The organism is Microbacterium sp. JB110 (assembly GCF_003335195.1).
GTDB lineage: Bacteria > Actinomycetota > Actinomycetes > Actinomycetales > Microbacteriaceae > Microbacterium.
Map to the genome: position 1 here is coordinate 304,482 of NZ_QPGM01000004.1, position 16,862 is coordinate 321,343.

At 68.5% G+C, this 16,862-nt stretch carries 18 protein-coding genes; 10 read left to right on the forward strand and 8 right to left on the reverse strand.

Annotated features, from left to right (window positions below; translation table 11 throughout):
- The first annotated feature begins 85 nt into the window (after positions 1-85).
- Entirely contained in the window at positions 86-940 is an 855-nt protein-coding gene (locus CIK77_RS09805; protein ID WP_087055772.1) for a dihydrodipicolinate synthase family protein, read from the forward strand.
- Between the two features lie 183 nt (positions 941-1,123).
- Complete coding sequence (locus tag CIK77_RS09810; RefSeq protein WP_114347246.1) at positions 1,124-3,040, forward strand: HNH endonuclease signature motif containing protein; 1,917 nt, start codon at positions 1,124-1,126, stop codon at positions 3,038-3,040.
- Between the two features lie 222 nt (positions 3,041-3,262).
- Here CIK77_RS09810 and CIK77_RS09815 read toward each other — a convergent pair whose 3' ends face one another.
- From CIK77_RS09815 to CIK77_RS09835, 5 genes are read right to left on the reverse strand one after another with little or no spacing between them, the layout of a single operon-like run.
- Positions 3,263-4,855 (reverse strand): acyl-CoA synthetase, encoded by a 1,593-nt coding sequence (locus CIK77_RS09815; protein WP_087055240.1) that lies wholly within the window; start codon positions 4,853-4,855, stop codon positions 3,263-3,265.
- 42 nt (positions 4,856-4,897) lie between these two features.
- On the reverse strand, positions 4,898-5,356 hold the full coding sequence (locus tag CIK77_RS09820; protein ID WP_087055239.1) for a MaoC family dehydratase: 459 nt from the start codon (positions 5,354-5,356) through the stop codon (positions 4,898-4,900).
- Positions 5,357-5,389: 33 nt separating this feature from the next.
- A complete protein-coding gene (locus tag CIK77_RS09825; protein WP_087055238.1) occupies positions 5,390-6,577 on the reverse strand; it encodes an acyl-CoA dehydrogenase family protein in 1,188 nt (395 codons plus the stop codon).
- The gene (locus tag CIK77_RS09830; RefSeq protein WP_087055237.1) at positions 6,574-7,458 is read right to left on the reverse strand and encodes an amidohydrolase family protein; all 885 of its coding nucleotides are present in this window, start codon (positions 7,456-7,458) and stop codon (positions 6,574-6,576) included. The genes CIK77_RS09825 and CIK77_RS09830 overlap by 4 nt, the downstream gene beginning before the upstream one ends.
- Complete coding sequence (locus CIK77_RS09835) at positions 7,455-8,369, reverse strand: SDR family NAD(P)-dependent oxidoreductase (RefSeq protein ID WP_087055236.1); 915 nt, start codon at positions 8,367-8,369, stop codon at positions 7,455-7,457. Before CIK77_RS09835 ends, CIK77_RS09830 begins: the two co-directional genes overlap by 4 nt.
- Positions 8,370-8,500: 131 nt before the next feature.
- Between CIK77_RS09835 and CIK77_RS09840 the strand changes: the two genes are divergently transcribed.
- Positions 8,501-8,953, forward strand: coding sequence for a MarR family winged helix-turn-helix transcriptional regulator (locus CIK77_RS09840; RefSeq protein ID WP_087055235.1), 453 nt, complete (start codon positions 8,501-8,503; stop codon positions 8,951-8,953).
- Positions 8,954-9,006: 53 nt separating this feature from the next.
- On the opposite strand, the gene CIK77_RS09845 is transcribed toward CIK77_RS09840, so the two are convergent.
- Positions 9,007-9,636 (reverse strand): DUF4870 domain-containing protein, encoded by a 630-nt coding sequence (locus tag CIK77_RS09845; protein WP_087055234.1) that lies wholly within the window; start codon positions 9,634-9,636, stop codon positions 9,007-9,009.
- 284 nt (positions 9,637-9,920) lie between these two features.
- Here CIK77_RS09845 and ectA point away from each other — a divergent pair, with 284 nt between their 5' ends.
- The 5 genes from ectA to CIK77_RS09870 all read left to right on the forward strand — a co-directional run bounded on the left by ectA (position 9,921) and on the right by CIK77_RS09870 (position 14,039).
- Positions 9,921-10,436 (forward strand): diaminobutyrate acetyltransferase, encoded by a 516-nt coding sequence (ectA, locus tag CIK77_RS09850; RefSeq protein ID WP_170934153.1) that lies wholly within the window; start codon positions 9,921-9,923, stop codon positions 10,434-10,436.
- A gap of 53 nt (positions 10,437-10,489) precedes the next feature.
- A complete protein-coding gene (gene ectB, locus CIK77_RS09855) occupies positions 10,490-11,752 on the forward strand; it encodes a diaminobutyrate--2-oxoglutarate transaminase (protein ID WP_087055232.1) in 1,263 nt (420 codons plus the stop codon).
- Between the two features lie 33 nt (positions 11,753-11,785).
- Positions 11,786-12,187: an ectoine synthase gene (locus CIK77_RS09860; protein ID WP_087055231.1), complete on the forward strand. Its 402-nt coding sequence runs from the start codon at positions 11,786-11,788 to the stop codon at positions 12,185-12,187.
- 155 nt (positions 12,188-12,342) lie between these two features.
- Entirely contained in the window at positions 12,343-13,242 is a 900-nt protein-coding gene (gene thpD, locus CIK77_RS09865) for an ectoine hydroxylase (protein WP_087055230.1), read from the forward strand.
- A gap of 83 nt (positions 13,243-13,325) precedes the next feature.
- Complete coding sequence (locus CIK77_RS09870; protein ID WP_087055229.1) at positions 13,326-14,039, forward strand: hypothetical protein; 714 nt, start codon at positions 13,326-13,328, stop codon at positions 14,037-14,039.
- 11 nt (positions 14,040-14,050) lie between these two features.
- Here CIK77_RS09870 and CIK77_RS17660 read toward each other — a convergent pair whose 3' ends face one another.
- Positions 14,051-14,188, reverse strand: coding sequence for a hypothetical protein (locus CIK77_RS17660; RefSeq protein WP_170934152.1), 138 nt, complete (start codon positions 14,186-14,188; stop codon positions 14,051-14,053).
- A 157-nt stretch (positions 14,189-14,345) separates the two neighbouring features.
- Between CIK77_RS17660 and CIK77_RS09875 the strand changes: the two genes are divergently transcribed.
- Together CIK77_RS09875 and CIK77_RS09880 are read left to right on the forward strand one after the other, a co-directional pair.
- A complete protein-coding gene (locus CIK77_RS09875; RefSeq protein WP_087055228.1) occupies positions 14,346-15,641 on the forward strand; it encodes an RNA polymerase sigma factor in 1,296 nt (431 codons plus the stop codon).
- On the forward strand, positions 15,638-15,994 hold the full coding sequence (locus CIK77_RS09880; protein ID WP_087055227.1) for a YciI family protein: 357 nt from the start codon (positions 15,638-15,640) through the stop codon (positions 15,992-15,994). The genes CIK77_RS09875 and CIK77_RS09880 overlap by 4 nt, the downstream gene beginning before the upstream one ends.
- An 8-nt stretch (positions 15,995-16,002) precedes the next feature.
- Here CIK77_RS09880 and CIK77_RS09885 read toward each other — a convergent pair.
- Positions 16,003-16,862: ATP-binding cassette domain-containing protein (locus CIK77_RS09885; protein ID WP_147271150.1), on the reverse strand; the 860-nt coding region annotated here is incomplete at its 5' end.

Genomic DNA, 16,862 nt, shown 5'->3' on the forward strand with positions numbered 1-16,862 from the left:
GTGGGCGAGGGAGCCCCTGCGTCCGGACGCAAGCGGACCGCATCAGTCGACGAACGGCACGCTCGGAGGGTCGTACGCTGACACCATGACCTTCACCGGCGTCAGTGCGTTCCCCCTCACCCCCTTCGTCGACGACCGGATCGACGAGCAGGCGTATGCGGGGATCGTGCGTCGGGTGGCGGCCAGCTCGGTCTCCTCGATCACGGCTCTCGGGTCGACAGGGTCGTACGCGTATCTGTCGCGCGAGGAGCGAGCAGCCGCGCTGCGGATCGCGGTGGAGAACTCGGGTGAGAAGCCGGTTCTCGCCGGAGTCGGCGCCACCCGGACGCGCCACGTGATCGAGCACGTCGCCGATGCGACGGAGGCAGGTGCGGATGGCGTGCTGCTCGCTCCCGTCTCGTATCAGCCGCTGAGCGACGACGAGGTGCTCGGGCTGTTCCGCGATGTGGCGGGGCAGAGCGAGCTGCCGATCGTCGTCTACGACAACCCGCGCACAACCGGTTACGCGTTCACCCCGGAGATGTACGCCAGGGTCGCCGAGATCGATGGCATCGCGTCGATCAAGATCCCGGGCGTTCCCGCGCATCCGGAGGCTGCGGCGGCGCTCGTGTCGCGCATCCGGAGCATGATTCCCGAGCACGTGACCATCGGCGTGTCCGGCGACGCGTTCGCCGCAGCGGGGAAGGCGGCCGGGAGCGATGCCTGGTACTCGGTGCTGGCGGGGACGCTGCCGGATGAGGCGGTGCGGCTGTGGCAGACGGGCGAGGACGACCTGCAGGAACTGTGGGAGATCTATGCCGAGGCAGGCGGCGGCCTGCGGGTGATGGCGGCCATCGCCGAGCAGTTCGGCCTCGTGAGGCGCCCCTGCCTGCCGCGACCGCTGATCGGACTGGACGACGAGGTGCGGGAGCGGCTGGCGGGGGTTCTCGCGCGAGCCTGACAGACGCCGCGGGGGCTTCCGGCCGGGCGGTCGGGTCCGAGGCGACTTTGTCGCGGAGCGGGGAGCGCCCGGTTCGGGTCGAGGCGCCGGCGGATTGTCTCGGTTGGGTGACGGTCGTGTGTGTGGGTGGCTCTCGGGAGTCTGGACGGCGGGAATGTCGGAGGTTGATGGGATGGTGAGGGCATGACCAGCCAGCAGATTCTCGACCCCGCGACGGCGGCGACGGCGGTGTCGTCGGTGTCGGGCGGGGCTGATGGAGTCGGGCCGGTTCGGGCCGCGTCGGATGGCGCTGGTGTGGGGGCAAAGCCGTCGCGTCGTCGTGGGTGGGATCCGACGCCGGAGGAGGCGGCGGTGACGGCGCGATTGTTGCAGATGCGTCGGATGGCGGATCAGGCGATCGCGCAGTTGCAGGCGAGCCAGTCGGTGATCGATGGGCTGCTGCTGCAGGTCGCGCAGGGCCAGCAGGCGCGCGCCAAGGGTGTGCCCGTGGGGCAGACGCGGGAGGGTGTGCCGGTGTTCGAGGCGGATGATGCGGCGGTGCGGGCGATGCAGAGTGAGATCGCCGCAGCGTGTCGTGAGAGTCGTCGGGCGGCGCAGACGGATCTGAGTGAGGCGTGGATGCTGCACAACCAGTTCCCCCAGGTGGAGGCCGCGTTCGGTGCCGGGGAGGTGGATGCGGACCGGGTCTCGGCGATGCTCGCCGAGGGTGCTCGTCTCACGGACGATGATGTCCGGGCGGAGTTCGAGCGTCTCGTGGTCCCGTTCGCGAAGGAGTCGACGGTGCATGCGACACGGCAGGCGGCGAAGCGGATCGCTGCGGAGTTGGAGCCGGAGACTCTGGAGGCCCGGCATGAGAAGGCGCGTCGGAAGCGGGGCGTGTTCGTGCGGGACCTCGATGATGGGATGGCGGAGCTGTGCCTCGTCGCGGACGCGATCGCGGTGCACGGGGCGCACGACCGGGTGACCCGGATGGCTCGTCGCGTCGCCGCGGCCCGCAACAACGACAGTGGCGGCGGGGACGTGGGCGACAACCGCAACGCGGGCGGTTCCGCGGGCGGGGCCGGGTCTGCGTTCGGGCCTGCCGCCGACGCCGACGCCGACGCCGACGGTGCATCCTCGCGCGCAGACGCCGCCGATGCCGATGCCGATGCCGATGCCGATGCCGATGCGGATGCTTCAGGTTTCGCGTCGGTGGATGCGGATGGGAATCCGATCATCGATGAGCGGTCGTTCGATCAGATCCGGGCGGACATCACAGCGGACCTTCTCCTCACCGGTGCTCCGGATGCGCATCATGTCGCGGATCCGACCGGGCAGAACATCCTCGATGCGATCGTCGCGAAAGTGCACGTGACCATCCCGGTGGCGACGCTCGCGGGGTTGAAGGACGAGCCGGCGGATCTGGCCGGGTATGGGCCGGTCGCCGCGAACGTCGCCCGACGCACCGCCGCCGGAGCAGACGCGGGCCCCGGAGCGGTGGCAGGTGGGGCAGCCTGGGTGCGGTTGTTCCACCACCCCGACACGGGTGCCCTGCTCACGGTGGATCGGTATAAGCCGACCGCCGAGCAGCGCCGATACCTGGTCGCGCGAGACGAGACGTGCCGGTTCCCGCACTGCACCCGCACCGCAGGTGGTGCCGACATCGACCACACCATCGACTATGCGTTCGGTGGGGACACCGATGTCGGGAACCTCGCGCACGTGTGTCGCCATCACCACGTCCTCAAGCACCAGTCTGCCTGGACCCCGACATTGCATCCCGGAGGCGACGTGACCTGGACGAGTCCTGCCGGGATGGAGTACCCGACCCGGCCGGCACCGGTGGTGCGATTCGTCGACGCCGAAGACGCCCGCCACATCCGACACGAGCACGTCCGACGCGGGGACGTGGGACGCGAGGAGCCCGCGGAGCATCAGGACCCCGCGGGGCGGCAGGGCCAGACGGAGCGCAGGGGGCCGGCGGAGCCTGAGGATGCGCAGGCCCGCGCCCGCACCCGACGCGCCCTGGCAGTGCTCCGCACCGGCAACAAGGCGAAAGCAGAACAAGCCTGGGCCGATCTCGATGCCGCACGCGACGACACAGCCGACCTGCCCTTCTGAGCCCACCCGAGCAGCACCTGCACGGGTGGGCTCGCCATCCAGTTCACGATCGCGCCGAGACCGTCGAACTGGTCGGTTGCGGCACCACCTTCCAGGTGCCCCTGCCGGGCACCTGGAAGCAGCGCGCAAAGAACTCGGCCTTCTCATAGCGCTTGTCGACATCGCTGTACCAGCGTGCCGTGTCATCACTTCTGCCACGCGCTCCCACGGCGGGGCGGCGCCCTACTTCTTAGGTGTGCGGACCGTCTCCGTCTTCCACGGATCAGCGGTGCCGGGCTCGTGCTGCTGTCTCGCCTCGCCCGCGTACTTCGTGCGCAGGTCGGCCTTGCGGATCTTGCCGCTCGCGGTGCGCGGGAACTCATCGACGACGCGCGTCACCTTCGGCACCTTGTATCTGGCGATCTGGCCGGTCAGGCGCTCCACGACGTCCTCCGAGCCCAGTTCGACACCCTCGCGCAGCGACACGATCGCCCACGGCACCTCGCCCCACTTCTCGCTGGGCACGCCGATCACGGCCACACCTGTGACACCGTCGACGTCGGCGATGAGGTTCTCGATCTCGGCGGGGTAGATGTTCTCGCCGCCCGAGATGATCATGTCCTTGAGCCGGTCGGCGATGAACAGGAAGCCGTCGTCATCGAGGTAGCCCATATCGCCGGATCGGAACCAGCCGCCGTCGCGGAACGATTCTGCCGTCTTCTCCGGCAGCCCGTGGTACCCCAGGAACACGTTCGGCCCCTGGATCTCGATCTCGCCGATCGTGCCTCGCGGTACGACCTCACCACGGTCGTTCGTGATCCTCACGTTCGTGAAGAACTGCGGCAGCCCGACGCTGCCCTGCTTCGAGCGCGTGTACTCCGGGGTGAGCTGCGTCGCGCCAGGCGACGTCTCGGTCATTCCGTACCCCTGTGAGAACGACATGCCGCGCTCCTCGTACGCGTTCAGGATGCGCACCGGCACGGCTGATCCGCCGCAGGTCAGCTTGGTCAGCGTCGACAGGTCGGTGCCGGCCCAATCCGGGTGATCGGCCATCAGCTGGAAGGTCGTCGGCACACCCGAGAGCATGGTCACCCCGTGGCGCTCGATCTGCGCCAGAGCGCGACCCGCCTCGAAGCCGCGCTCGAGGATGATCGTGCCGCCGGCGAGGACCGTCGGAAGCGCGCCCATGCCCAGCGAGGCGACATGGAACAGCGGCGAGATGAGCAGTGCGATGTCGTCACGCGAGACGCCCACATCGAGCACCGCGTTGATCGACACGAACGTCAGGTTGCGGTGGCTGAGCACCGCACCCTTCGGCTTGCCCGTGGTGCCGGATGTGTACACGATCGCGGCAGGGTCGTCTGCGGCGACCGTCACACTCACCCGCCCGCCGGAGGGACGATCGAGCAGTTCAGGCAGCCCGGGGAAGCCGGGAAGACCGCTCTCGGTCGGGATCACGTGCGCGATTCCCGCCGCCTCGATCCCCGGCAGCACCTTCTGGGCGTACTCGATGTCGTAGACGATCGCCCGCGCGCCGCTGTCCGTCAGCACATGCGTGACCTCAGGCGGCGCCAGCCGCGTGTTGATCGGCACGAACACCGCGCCGATCTGCGCGCACGCGAACAGCGTCATCAGGAACTCGGGGCTGTTCTCACCCATGTACGCGACGCGGTCGCCCTTCGCGACGTCGCGCACGTGCAGCAGCTCGGCGATCCGGTCGGCCCGGTCGGCGAACCGCGCATAGGTGAACTCGCGCTCGTCGAAGACGAGCGCTGTCCTGTCCGGCGACTTCAGGCGATGCTTGTCGGGCCAGGCGCCGATTCCTTCGTCGTACATCGTGATGACCTCTTCATTGAGTTCGGATCGATCTCGGTGCGCTCACTTGTAGAAGCGATACAGACCTCGCGCCACGACAGCCGGCCGCTCGCCGCCGTCGATCTCGATGGTCTGGTCGACGGCCAGCTGCCAGCCGCCCTTGACCTCTGTGACCTCAGCGACGACCGCGTTCATCCGGACCTTCGCTCCGACCTTGACCGGCGAGACGAAGCGCACCTTGTCGAGGCCGTAGTTGACCTTGGTCGACACCTCGGTCACATCGAGCAGTTCGCTCCAGAACTTCACGGCGAGCGACAGTGACAGGAAGCCGTGCGCGATCGGTGCTCCGAACGGGCTCTCCGCCGTCGCGCGCTCGGGGTCGACGTGGATCCACTGGTGGTCGTCGGTCGCGTCGGCGAAGGTGTTCACACGGTCCTGCGTGACCTCGAGCCAGTCGGTCCAGCCCAGGTCGCGCCCGGCGAGGCCGGCGATCTCTGAGTACTCGATGACGTTCTTCGACATGGTTTCCCTCTCTCAGGTTCCGGATGGAGTCGTTCAGACGAATGCGGATTCGCCGGTCAGCGAGCGCCCCACGATGAGCGCATTGATCTCGTGGGTGCCCTCGTAGGAGTAGATCGCCTCGGCGTCGGCGAAGAAGCGTGCGGCGTCGTTGTCGAGCAGAATGCCGTTGCCGCCCATCGCCTCGCGCGCCAGGCGGCCGTTCTCGCGAGCGCGCTCCGCGGTGACCATCTTCGCCAGCGCGGCGTTCTCGTCGCTGAAGGTGCCGGCATCCTGCGCCGCGGCGAGCTCGACGGCCAGCGCGAGCGAGCTCGTGGCGTTGCCGAGCATCCGAGCCAGCTTCTCCTGCACCAGTTGGAAGCCGCCGATCGGCCTGCCGAACTGCTTCCTTTCGCGCGTGTAGCGCACAGCGGCGTCGAGAGCACCGGCGGCGGCGCCCGCAGCGACGAACGCCACATCAGAGCGCATGCCGCGCAGCAGCCCCGCGACATCGCGCCAGGAGTTCACTCGCTGCAGTCGCCGGGCCTCGCTCACGCGCACGCCGTCTAGCGTGATGTGCGAGTTCTGCACGGGGCGCAGCGAGACCTTGTTCCGGATGGTCTCGAGCGAGACCCCTGGAGCGTCGCGGGCGACGAGGAAGCACTTCACGGATCCGTCGTCGGCGCCGCGGGCGAACACCGCGAGCACGTCGGCGGCGTCCGCCCCGCCGATCCACCGCTTGGCGCCGTCGATGATCCACTCGCCGCCGTCGCGACGGGCGAGCGTCGACATTCCGCCGGCGATGTCGGAGCCGTGCTCCGGCTCGGTCAGCGCGAAGGCGCCGCGCATCTCGAAGCTGCGCACCAGCGGATCCCACTCTGCGGCCTGCTCGGGCGAACCGCCGGCTCGCACCACGGCGCGGAACAGGCCGGACTGGCCGTTGTATGCGGTGGCCACGGATGCATCGGCGCGGGCCAGATGGAAGTTGCGGAAACCGCTGAACATCGTCGAGTCGGCCTCGGCCGGATCGACTCCATCCGGTGCCATCAGGTTCAGGGCGGCGAGCTCGCCGATCACCACATCGGGCATCACGGCGCGCTCCCACGCGTCGTTCATCAGCGGCGTGATCCGCTCGGCGACGATCCTGTCCATCTCGGCGAGCGCCTCGCGCGCCGGCGCGCTGAGGTGCCGCTGCGCGAAGCCGAAGCGCTCCGCGACCGGGTCGATGCCGAGCGGGTCGGTCATGCCAGTCCCAGCAGGCGTGCCGCGTTGTCGCGCATGATGCCGGCGCGGATCTCGTCGCTGCGGAACAGCTCGACCTTCTCGGCGTCGTCGCGCCAGCGGTCCGGCGTGAGCAGCGGGAAGTCGCTGCCGAACAGCACCCGGTTCTTCAGCATGCGGTTGGCATAGCGCACCAGCTCGACCGGGAAGTACTTCGGGCTCCAGCCCGACAGGTCGATCCATGTGTTGTGCTTGTGCGTCGCAACCGACAGCGCCTCGTCCTGCCACGGCACCGAAGGGTGCGCCATGATGATCTGCAGATCGGGGAAGCGCGCCGCCACGCTGTCGAGCAGCATCGGGTTCGACAGGGCCAGCTCGAAGCCGTAGCCGCCGCGCATACCTGCGCCGATGCCGGTCTGCCCGGTGTGGAACAGGGCGATCATTCCCGCATCCTGCAGCACCTCGTACAGCGGGAAGAACCGCTCGTCGTCGGGGGAGAAGCCCTGCACCGTCGGGTGGAACTTGAAGCCGCGCACGCCCCGCTCGATCAGCCGCTTCGCCTCGACGACCGCATCCTCGCGGTTCGGATCGACGGACGCGAACGGGATCAGGATGTCGCTGTGCCGGATGCAGCCGTCGATGATCTCGTCGTTCGAGATCGGCGTGTGGTCGAGGTTCGTCGTCGAGTCGACCGTGAACACCACCGCGGCGGTGCGGCGCTCGCGGTAGTACTCGGCGACGCTGTCGAGGTCGGGCCGCGGCCCGTCGGCCTTGAAGTACTTGCTGGCCGCCTCGTTCAGCTCATCCGGAATCGAACGGTGCCCGTGCTGATCGATCTCGATGTGGACGTGCACGTCGATGGCGTCGAGGGACGCCACATCGATGGTGGGCTCGTAGCGCGTCATCGTGCCAGCTCTTCCGGCAGCTGAGGCATCTTCTCACCGACCGACCGCAGTTCTCCGACGGCCTCGGCGAAGCCGGACTGCAGGGCGTCGTACGTCCAGCCGCCCTCACGGTAGGCGGTGGCGACGGCCTCGGGGTGCGACCACAGCTGCAGGCGGTCGCCGCCGACGCCGATCGCCTGGCCCGTGACGGAGGCGGCCTCGTCGCTGGCGAGGTACGCGATCAGACCTGCCACGTCTTCTGAGGTGCCGAAGCCCAGCTCGTGACGGAAGAACTCGGGCATCGTCTCGCCGCGCTCGTCGGCTTCGACGGCCGAGGCGAAGAACGGGATGGTCTTGGTCATGGCGGTGGCGGCGACGGGGATGACGACGTTGGCGGTGATGCCAGCCTTCTTCAGCTCCATCGACCACGTGCGCACCATGCCGACGATGCCGGCCTTGGCAGCGGAGTAGTTCGCCTGACCGAAGTTGCCGCGCTGACCGGTCGGGGAGCCGATGCAGATGATCCGGCCTGCGGTGCCGGCCTCGCGCATCCGGGTGGCCGCCTCGCGCACGCAGGTGAAGGTGCCGCGCAGGTGCACGTTGATGACGAGGTCGAAGTCCTCGTCGCTCATCTTCCAGGTCACCTTGTCGCGCAGCACGCCCGCGTTGGTGACGAGGATGTCCAGGCGCCCGTAGCGGTCGTATGCCGCATCGACGAGCTGTGTCGCGGTCTCCGTGGGGCCGACAGGGGCGACGACGGCGGACGCGGTGCCGCCGGACTGTTCGATGGAGGCGACGGCTTCGTTCGCGACAGCCTCGTCGACATCGTTCACGATGACGGAAGCGCCCTGCTTCGCGAGCTCCTGGGCGTAGGCGAGGCCGAGGCCGCGGCCCGAACCGGTGACGATGGCTACTTTGCCGTTCAGCGACATTGCGTGCTCCCTGCGTGACGTCCGGATGAGACGCCCAGGGTCAGAGGGCGCCTTCGTTCGTCACCATAAGACCGCATTTGCTTGAAAAAGTCAATGATTGAATCTTTCCTTGTTCGCTGTACAGTGTCGGCATGGCGACGACAGCGAACGGGCAGGCGGGAAGGGCCAGGATCGACGACCTGAGCTTCCTGCTCGCGCGCGCCAACGCGGTCTCCCTCCAAGCCGCGACAGCGGCGCTGCGCCCGTTCGGGCTGAAGACGCGGTCGTACTCCGTGCTCGCCATGGCGCTCAGCGACGAACCACCGTCGCAGCGCGAGATCGCCGAGTACCTGCGCCTCGACCCGAGCCAGGTCGTCGCCCTCGTCGACGGACTGCAGGAGCGCGGGCTCGTCTCTCGCGAGACCGACGAGCGCGACCGCCGCGCCAGGGTCGTCGTGGCGACGCAGGCCGGTGCCCGACTCTACGCTGACGTCGACGCAACCGTGCACGGCGTCGAGGACGAGGTGCTGCGCGAGCTCGACGCGTCGGAACGCGCGTTGTTGCGGGAGCTGCTCAACAGGATCGCGTTTCCCGCGCAAGACTGAAGCCCCCGAGTCGCGAGGACTCGAGGGCTTCAGCCGTGCCGCAATGCCGCTGGTTACTTGATCCAGTCGGGCGTCAGCATGAACTTGCCGTACTGGCCGGCGTTCACGTCGCCAGGCACCTTGGCCGCGTGGATGATCGCGATCACGAAGGTTCCGATTCCGACGACGGCGTAGATCAGGGCCCCGACGATGGGGACGAACAGCAGGAATGCCGCAGCCACGATCGCGATGATCCTGATCAGCTGGAAGTTCAGGTTGTCGGCGGCGGCCTTGCGGGCGACCGGGTTCACCTTGTCCTTCTCCACCAGGTAGAAGATCAGCGCCGGGATCCAGGAGAAGAACACGCTCAACCACAGGTTGAGAGTGATGTTGCCCGGCTCGTTGCCGTAGGGCTGACCGTATGCCGGCTGACCGTAGCCCGGCTGAGGCTGGCCATAACCCGGCTGGGGCTGGCCGTAGCCGGGCTGAGGGTACTGCTGGCCGCCAGCCGGCGGCGGGTTGTAGCCCGGAGGCTGCTGGCCGTAGGCCGGAGGTTGCTGCGGCGGTACCTGCTGCTGCGGCGGTACCGGAGGCTGCTGCCCGGGGGGAGGAGGGGGAACGGCACCTGGATCGGGTGCGCCCCCTGGAACGTTCTGGGGGTCCGTGGGGTCGTTCGTCACGGCGAAACCTGCCTTCGGTGTCATTGAGTCATCCGCGGGCCCCGCGATCTGAAGGTGCGAACCCCGCCGTTCCCCAACAATGCCAGGTTGTGTGCGCGATAGCGAGAGTTTGCGCGGTGTTGGCGAAAGTCGGCGGAGGGCAGTTCTGCCCATGCCCGGTGATGACCGGATCGTCCGGGGCGCAATTATCCGACCAAAGTCCCGAAAATTCGACCTTGTCCGGCTTCGGCGTGTCGCTTGCTATGGCTGGGGAGGCGGCGGGGATGCCCGGGGAGGCCCACGGCAAGGGCCGGTATCGTGAAGGAGCAATGTCGAGCACAGAAGCAGACCAGGCCCATCCGACCGATAGTTCTCTCACGATCCGCAGCACCTCCATCTCCGATGGAGCGAGCATGTGGACGCTTGCCCGTGATTGCGGGCTCGATCTCAACTCCTCATACGCGTACCTGATCTACGCCGCCGATTTCTCGGCGACGTGCCGCGTCGCCCTGCTCGGCGACGAGCCGGTGGGCTACGTGCTCGGCTATCGCCCGCCGGAGCGGCCGTCGCACCTGTTCGTGTGGCAGGTCGGTGTCTCGTCGCGTGCTCGCGGTCATGGGGTCGCCGCTCGCATGATCCACGATCTGCTCGATTCTCTCGACGAGGTCGAGGTGCTCGAGGCCACCGTCGAGGAGTCCAACGACGCGTCGCGCGCATTGTTCGCGTCGATCGCCGCCGCACGAGGAGGCGAGCTGGCCTGGACCGACGGCGTGCTGTCGACGGACTTCCCGGATGAGCACCCGGGTGAACCGCGCCTCGAGATCACCGGAATGCGCGCGCACTGAGCGCGCCGTCCGGCCACAAGACGTCACTTCATCGAAACCAGGAGAACAAGATTATGTCTACGACGATCGATACGACAGAGCTGGAATCCAGTGTCAGGAGCTACTCGCGTTCCTGGCCGGTGGAGTTCGACACAGCGCACGGCGCGACGATGGTCGCATCCGACGGCACCGAGTACCTCGACTTCTTCGCGGGAGCCGGAACGCTCAACTACGGGCACAACAACCCCGCGCTGAAGAAGGTGCTGATCGACTACCTCGCCAGCGACAAGGTCGTGCACTCGCTCGACATGTTCACGACGGCGCGCGCCGACTTCCTGACGACGTTCAAGGAGCGGATCCTTGAGCCGCGCGGCCTCGACCACAAGGTGATGTTCCCCGGGCCGGGCGGTGCGAACGCGGTGGAGGCCGGCTTGAAGCTGGCCCGCAAGATCACGGGCCGTGAGGCGATCGTGAACTTCACCAACGCATTCCACGGCATGACCCTCGGCGCGCTCAGCGTCACAGGCAACTCGATGAAGCGCGGCGGCGCCGGCATCCCGCTGGTGCACGCGACGCCGATGCCGTACGACGACTACTTCGACCAGGACGTCACCGACTTCCTCTACTTCGAGCGCATGCTCGACGACGAGGGATCCGGGCTGAACAAGCCGGCCGCCGTGATCGTCGAGACGCTGCAGGGCGAGGGCGGCATCAACACCGCTCGTGCCGAGTGGCTGCGTTCGCTGGCCGCGCTCTGCAAGAAGCACGACATCCTGCTCATCGTCGATGACATCCAGATGGGCTGCGGCCGCACCGGAAGCTTCTTCAGCTTCGAAGAGGCCGGCATCGTGCCCGACATCATCACGCTGTCCAAGTCGATCTCCGGATACGGCCTGCCGCTGGCGCTCACGCTCGTGCGCCCCGAGTACGACGTGTTCGAGCCCGGCGAGCACAACGGCACGTTCCGCGGCTTCGCACCGGCGTTCGTCACCGGTGCGGAGGCGATCCGCCAGTTCTGGAGCGACGACCAGCTGCAGCGCTCGACTCTGGAGAAGGGCCTCGTGATCGAGAGCGCGTTCAACGCGCTGGTCGCGAAGTACCCGGAAGCCGAGCTCATCTCGAAGGGTCGCGGCCTGGCGCGCGGCCTGCAGTTCGGTGAGGCGGAGAAGGCCGGCGAGGTGGCGCGCGAGTGCTTCGAGCGCGGTCTGCTCGTCGAGACCTCAGGCCCCGTCGACGAAGTCGTGAAGCTGCTGCCGCCGCTGACCGTCACCGACGACGAGCTCACCCGTGGTCTCGGCATCATCGCCGACTCCGTCGCGGCCGTGCTCGCCCGCTGATCAACCAACCAACCAATCGAAGAGGGATAATCCATGATCGTTCGCACCCTTGACGAGATCGACGACACCGAAGCCGACATCAAGAGCGAGAACTGGCGCAGCAAGCGCATCGTCCTCGCGAAGGAGGGCGTCGGCTTCTCGGTGCACGAGACCACCCTGTACGCGGGCACCGAGAGCTACTTCTGGTACGCGAACCACATCGAGGCCGTGTTCATCACGTCCGGTGAGGGCGAGATCGAGGATCTCGCGACCGGCGAGGTGCACGAACTGAAGCCCGGATCGCTCTACCTGCTCAACGACCACGACAAGCACAAGGTGCGCCCGCGCACCGAGATCAAGTGCGTGTGCGTGTTCAACCCGCCCGTCACCGGCCGGGAGGTGCACGACGAGAACGGCGTGTACCCGCTGATCACGGAGGAGACGGCGGCGGTTTAGCGCCACAGGTCCACAGACCTCACGCAAGGCGCGACCTCGGCGTCCGGAGAAGATCCGGACGCCGAGGTCGTCCCCTTGTGCTGGTGGGCCCGCCGGAAGCGGCGGGCAGCGGAAAGTTCACGAGACCCGGTTCTGCCGGGAGAAGGGAATTGACCATGACCACCGCAATGATCCAGCAGGATCAGTACCCCACCCGCACGGGTGAGCGGCATGTGCCGGCGACGACGCGGACGCACCCGACCGTGTGGGGCGATGCCGCGGACGGCCCGTTCGATCAGGCTGGGCTCGACGCGCATGCGAGCCGCGGGTTCTCCGTTCTGGAGGACTTCATCACGCAGGACGAGGTCGAGCTGTACTCGTCCGAGCTTCGGCGGCTCTCCGCAGACGAGAGCCTGCGCGGTGACCCGCGCCTGATCACAGAGAAGTCGACGGGAGCCGTCCGGTCGGTCTTCGGCGTGACGGGGCTGAGCGAGGCGATCGACGCTCTCAGCCGCGACCCTCGGGTGCTCGACCGCGCCAGGCAGCTGCTCGGCTCCGATGTGTACCTGCACCAGACGCGGGTCAACTTCATGCCGGGGTTCACAGGCAGCGGCTTCTACTGGCACTCGGACTTCGAGACCTGGCATGCCGAGGACGGCATGCCGATCCCGCGCGCCGTGAGCTGCTCGATCGCCCTGACACCCAACTACCCGTACAACGGCGGGCTGATGGTGATGCCGGGCTCGCACCGGAACTTCGCGCCCGGCGTCGGTGAGACGCCGGCGGACAACCACGCCTCCTCGCTGAAGGCGCAGGTCGTCGGAGTTCCGGATGAGGACGCGGTCACCGGAATGGCGTACCAGTTCGGCATCGACCAGTTCACGGGTCCTGCGGGCTCCGCGCTCTGGTTCGATTCCAACATCATGCACGGCTCGGGCAACAACATCACGCCGTTCCCGCGCTCGAACGTGTTCCTGGTGTTCAACTCGGTTGAGAACGCTCTGGTGGAGCCCTATGCCGCACCTGCTCCGCGCCCTGAGCACATCGCCAGCCGGAACTTCACGCCGCTGCGCTGATCTCGGCGCGACGCCGCTGCGCCCGTGCGAACGCGTTCGCACGGGCGCACGTCGTTCTGGGCGGCCGTCGTACCCTGTGACGTATGGAACCCCTGCTCAACTTCATCGGCAGCTACTGGTGGCTGGGCTTCATCGTCGCCGGGCCGATCGTCGGCATCGTCGGGTCGGCGAGGGGCTGGTGGCGCGAGCAGGAGGAGCTCTCCCACAAGCGCAAGCTCGAGCTGATCGAGGCGAAGGCGCGAGCGCAGGCGATCTCGTCCGGTGCGGAGCTCACCCCGGATGAGGTGGAGAAAGCCGACGCGGTGAGCCGCGCCGACCGCATCCGGCGTCTGATGGACACGCACGACGAGGTGGCCAGGCGCTGGCTGGACTACGAGCTGGACGTGGCGAAGCTCATCGCCTTTCCCACGATGAGCGACGGGCGCGACCCGCGCACGGCCGCGTTCCTGAGGGCGAAGAAGGTTGCAGACGGGCTGCGGCCGGCGTCGCCGGAGGAGCGCGTCGACGCGGAGACCTACGCGGAGTACCGCGACGCGGTGCACGACTTCGAGGTCGCGTTCGACGTCGCCGAGCAGGAGGCCCGCCGCGTGCGCGACACCGGGTTCACCGAGTCAGAGCGCCAGCGTCTCTCCCGCGCGCAGCAGCTGCTCAACGTGGCCGTCGACCAGTCGGCGACGGCCGCTGAGCGCCAGACCGCGTACCGGAGGGTGCGAGACGAGCTCGAGGGGCTCATCGTGCTCTCGGATGCCGCGGAGGAGGAGCTGAAGCACCGCGTCGCCGGTGAGCTCGAGGCCTGAGGTTCGGGCACTCACCCTCCCATGCGGAACAGCGCGGAGGCGGGGATCGACAGCAGGAGATCCGTGAGGCGCTCCCGGCGGTGCGGTGGCTGCGTCGGCTCCTCCTCGAATTCGTCCGGCTCCGTCGGGGTCTTTTCGTCGATGCTCATCCCGCTCTCCTTTCTCGGCGGATCAGGCGAACCGCCTTCACCTGCTCCACGAAGCACCGAGACGGATTGCGACACCACTTGAGATTTCTTCCCGCCCCCTGTCGAATCGACGGGGGCGCGTTCGTGGTGTGGGTGAGGGTCGCCGAACGCGCGACGGATGGGAGACGGAACCGTGACGCGCATAGCAGACGTCGACGCGGCGATCGCTCGCACTCATCGCAGGGAGTGGGCGCTTGTCGTGGCGGGGCTGGCGCGGCGCTTCGGCGACCTCGACATCGCCGAGGAGACGGCAGCCGAGGCGTTCGCGACTGCCGTCGAACGGTGGCCGCTCGACGGCGTCCCGCCGAACCCCGGCGCGTGGATCACGACGACGGCGCATCGGAAGGCGATCGACCGGCTGCGCCGCGAGGCGCGACGCGACGGCAAGCAGCGTGAGGCCGCGCTGCTGCGGGATGATTCCCCGCCGGAGCCGACCGGAGCCATCGACGATGACCGGCTGCGGCTGGTGTTCACGTGCTGCCATCCGGCGCTGTCGCTCGAGGCCCGTGTCGCACTGACGCTGCGGATCGTCGGAGGCCTCACCGTCGCCGAGATCGCGCGCGCCTTCCTGGTGAAGGAGCGGACGATGGGACAGCGCATCACCAGGGCGAAGGCCAGAATCCGGGAAACGGGTGTTCCGTATCGCGTGCCGGATCGGGAGGATCTTGCCGTGCGCGTGGCCGGCGTGCTCGCTGTGCTGTACCTCGTCTTCAATGAGGGGTACTTCTCCGCATCCGCGTCCGCTCCGATCCGCCGCGACCTCACGGGCGAGGCGATTCGGCTCACGCGTCTCGTCCGTGCGCTTCTGCCGAGGGATTCCGACGCGCGCGGCGAGACGACGGGGCTGCTCGCGCTGATGCTCCTCACGGAGGCCCGCTCTTCCGCTCGCGTCTCGGCGGACGGCGAACTCGTGCGGCTCGACGAACAGGATCGCGGATCGTGGGACCACGTACTGATCGACGAGGGGCTCGCGCTGGTGCACGAGTGCGAGCCCGGTCCGCCGGGGCGGTACCGGCTGCTCGCCGCGATCAACGCCGCGCATGCGGCGGCGCCGCATGCGCGCGACACCGACTGGGCGCGGATCTCTCACCTCTACGGTCAGCTCGAGCGCATCGATCCGAACCCGATCGTCACGCTGAACAGGGCGATCGCCGTCGCCGAACTGGACTCGCCCGACGTGGCGCTCGCCATGGTCGAGCGCCTCGCGGGCGCACTTCACGAGCATCACGCCTTCCACGCCGCGCGCGCGGAGCTGCTGCGACTCGTGGGCCGCTCGGCCGAAGCCCGCTACGCCTACGATCGGGCGATCTCGCTCGCGGTCAACTCCGCCGAGACCGCCCACCTGACCCGCCGCAGAGCACAGCTCGCGGTCACCGCCCGACCGGATCCACATCAGAACGGAGCATCATCATGAGCAAGCAGTACCTCGCCATCCACATGACCGATCAGACCGGAACCGCGCTGCCCCAGGATGAGGACAAGCGCATGCTCGACACCTGGGTGGCCGAGGGCGAGGAGAACCATCGCCTCGGTTCCGGAGGGTCAGTCGCCGGCCCCGAGGAGGCCAAGTCGGTGATGGTCAGAGACGGTGAGGTCCTCATCACGGACGGACCGTTCCCCGAGTTCAAGGAGTGGTTCGCGGGATACGACCTCATCAGCGCCGAATCGATCGAGGAGGCCGCGACGTACCTGTCCGGGCATCCGACGGCGCCGCAGGGGCGGGTCATCGTGCTGCCCATCGTCCCGCTCCCGTGGGAGCAGGAGTAGGGCGCGCCTCATCCCGCGATGATGGGCTCCCTCGCCTCTGCAGCGACCGCCCCGGCCGGCCCCTGCAGACCGACGATGCGGTCGTCGGCTCGACGGTCCGCGGGGCGGTGCGAGACGAGCACCGTGATCCGGTCGCGCGAGGAGCGCCGGATGTCGGTCATCATGTCTTCGGCCGTCGGCGCATCGAGGTGTGCGCTCGGTTCGTCGAGCAGGAGCACATCGGCGCGGCTGAGCAGCGCGCGGGCGACCGCGAGCCGCTGGCGCTCGCCGCCGGAGAGTGCGGTCCCCGCGGGGCCGACGCGGGAGTCGAGCCCGCCGGGCAGCTCGGCGACCAGGCGCGCCAGGCCTGCGCGCTCCAGCGTGCTTCGGAGTTCGGCATCGGTCGGAGCATCACCGGCTCGGCGCGCGAGCAGCAGATTTCCACGCAGCGTCGAGTCGAACACGTGCGCATCCTGAGGGCACCACGCCACCCGATCGCGCCAGTTCTCGGGTGAGAGATCGGGCAGCGGTACGCCGTTCGCACGCACCTCGCCGCTCGCGGGCCGAAGTGCGCCCATCAGCACCGACAGCAGCGTCGACTTGCCCGCACCGCTGGGGCCGTCGACCACGAGCCACTCGCCGACGCCCACGCGCGCGTCTATGCCGGTGAACACGTCTCCGGCGGCGCCAGGGTAGCGAGCGGCGAGGGCGTCGACCTCGATCGTCCTGACCTGGAACGGCACGTCGCGGTCGCCCGTGAGAGCCGGCGGGGTCGGACGCAGCACGGGCGCGATGCGTCGCAGCGCCGCGCGCAGGGCGGGGACGCGCTGGGCCGCGGCGACGAGCCCGGCGACGGGCTCGAGCGCGGCGAGGGAGAGCAACGCGACGA